This is a genomic window from Niallia sp. HCP3S3_B10, from assembly GCF_052064465.1.
Taxonomy (GTDB): domain Bacteria; phylum Bacillota; class Bacilli; order Bacillales; family Cytobacillaceae; genus Niallia; species Niallia hominis.
The window spans coordinates 1-2,547 of record NZ_JBQHVO010000120.1 but is presented as its reverse complement, the minus strand read 5'-3'; the positions used below and the strand labels follow the sequence as shown (position 1 = coordinate 2,547).

The 2,547-nt window shown below is 33.6% G+C and carries 3 protein-coding genes; all 3 read left to right on the top strand.

Annotation, left to right across the window (positions count from 1 at the left end):
* Window positions 1-237: 237 nt before the first annotated feature.
* The 3 genes from ACTNDN_RS24600 to ACTNDN_RS24590 all read left to right on the top strand — a co-directional run bounded on the left by ACTNDN_RS24600 (window position 238) and on the right by ACTNDN_RS24590 (window position 2,488).
* The gene (locus tag ACTNDN_RS24600) at window positions 238-759 is read left to right on the top strand and encodes a VanZ family protein (protein ID WP_349204639.1); all 522 of its coding nucleotides are present in this window, start codon (window positions 238-240) and stop codon (window positions 757-759) included.
* A 181-nt stretch (window positions 760-940) separates the two neighbouring features.
* Entirely contained in the window at window positions 941-1,483 is a 543-nt protein-coding gene (locus ACTNDN_RS24595; RefSeq protein ID WP_031537246.1) for a GNAT family N-acetyltransferase, read from the top strand.
* A gap of 588 nt (window positions 1,484-2,071) precedes the next feature.
* A complete protein-coding gene (locus tag ACTNDN_RS24590) occupies window positions 2,072-2,488 on the top strand; it encodes a hypothetical protein (RefSeq protein ID WP_349204638.1) in 417 nt (138 codons plus the stop codon).
* Window positions 2,489-2,547 lie beyond the last annotated feature (59 nt).

Below are 2,547 nucleotides of genomic sequence, written 5' to 3'. Positions count from 1 at the left end.
AGTAAGCAACAAGCAGCTTAAAAATTTTATAGGAGATAAAATTCTGTAAGTCTGTGTTTCTTTAAAAGCTCGAATTATGAAATTAACTCAAATAAGAAAGGAAGGAAAAAAATGCTACTCTTTACTAGAAGAATAATTGTATAATGGAAAAAACATCTTACTATTTCACTAAATTTTACAATTTTTTAATAAAGTGAATGGCTGAAAATCGATTATATAAAAAGGAATGAATGTAAATTGCCCCTGAAAATTTCCCGTAAAAAAAGATTTTATCTATTAGTGTTTATTTGTATTGCTTCTATGCTCGTTATTTTTTTCATCTCCCATATGCCATATCAGGAACAAGATATTAAGCCATTTTTACGAGATAAAGTGGATCTTTCTAATATCCCATTACCATCTATTCAATTTGAGTACGATGGTCAGATTGTTTCCACTGATGCAGATCCATATGGCTTTATAGAATTTCTATTTCGTAAAGCAGGACATGTTATCGGCTATTGTTTATTAAGCCTTCTTCTTTTTATAACACTCATGCATACAAGGGTAGAACGAAAATGGGTATATGTAATAAGTGGCGCCCTTGCCCTCCTTTATGCAATCTCAGATGAATGGCATCAAAGCTTTGTGCCTGGTAGAACAGGACATTGGCAGGACGCCATTATTATTGATGGAATGGGAGTAGTTTTGGGATTACTTGTTGGATACATTTGTACATCTTTAATAAAACGTAAGGGTACAAACGGACGGTTCTTTTAGATGGTAGCAACTAGAACGACCTTAAATCCTGAAGTGGTATAGAATTCAAATTTAGTTTTTGGAAAGAAAATAATAAGATGGCGTGGAAAAAAAGTCGACATTCAAGTAATCATCATAATCTGGAGTTTGTCATCGATTGAGCGATCCATTGGAGGTAATGAAGAGAGAGGAGCTGGTAACATTGTATCAAGATAAAGAATTGATAGTAAGACCAATTAAAGAGGAGGATCTCCATCGTCTTTGGACATTGGCATTCAAAGAGGAGTCACCTGAATGGAAAAAATGGGATGCTCCGTATTATGCACATAAAGCGATAACCTACGAAGAATTCTTAACAAAAAAGGACCGCTACCTAGAGAGAGAAGATTACTGGGCCATTGTTGTAGAAGGAGAGTTGATTGGCACTGTCGGCTATTATTGGGAACATGAGCCATCCAAATGGCTAGAGATGGGAATTGTTATTTATGCTCCGAATTATTGGAGCGGTGGATATGGAACAAGAGTAATAAAGCTTTGGATCGACCATTTATTTAAGAAAATGCCTTTAGTCCGGGTCGGGTATACAACATGGTCTGGCAATGAGCGGATGATTAAGATTGGAGAAAAGCTTGGTATGACGATGGAAGGACGAATGAGAAAGTGCCGTTATTATAATGGAGTATACTATGATTCAATTCGTATGGGAATTTTAAGGGAAGAATGGGAAGAGAATCAAGTAATATAATTCTAATATAGGGAAAAGATGCATAAAATTATGTACTGCTAATCATGTACTACATTCATTTTAGGAGTATAATGGAAGTAAATAATAATGGATAAAGGCAAATTGTTTAAAAGTATAGGCAGCAATGGAATCGAATAAGCATGGAAAATGAATGAATGGAGTGAGGTCCATGAAGAAAAAGGGTGAGTACGTATTTTTCTGCCAGCATTGTGGATTGCCTCAACGTATTCCAGCATTTGTGTTAAAAACGTACTTATGTGATGACATGGTAAAGCAATACTATTGTCACAATTGTAGCCGTGAAAATGTAATTCCTCCCTATATAAAAAAACTTAAATCTGAGCTCTAAGGGTATTTTTTTAAAAGCCAAGTGTATTAAACGCTTGGCTTTTGCTTTTTAAGACAAACTTGCAAGTTATATAAGCAATTCCATTATTTATGAGTATTTGTCGATATATTGTACAAACTATTTAAGGAGGAACATTATAATTTGTTGGTTAGTGAAGGAAACAATTTTTTTAACCTTATTATGAAGATGGTTACTAACCCCCCTCTTATAATGGAAACTTTAAGTAGGAGATGAATGAAGTGAACTACAAAGAAATTTGGGAAAAAATTAATGAACAGAATGACATATTACATTCTTTATACATTTCTTATTGGGATAAATTTTCGGATTATACGACATGGCAATTTTGGCTCATTGTTATTTCTTTAATTTTCCCATTAATCATTCTGTTTATAGCTATTGATAGAAGAAGATTATTTGAAATATTGTTCTTTGGCTATACTGTTCATTTACTTTGGGCATACATAGATCTTACTCTTAGCAGAGGGAATTTCTTAACACATACATACTTTCTATTTCCGCTTGTTCCTAATGCGTTAAATATTACAGGTTCTTTTCTTCCAGTAGGATATATATTAGTATATCAATATGCGACAAATCATCAGAAAAACTTTTATATACTAACTCAACTTTCGCAGAGTGATATCGGCAAATAAGCCTTGATATAATTAGGAAGGCCAGCGATCCACTGTTCAAGTTGACTTTGAATTATTTT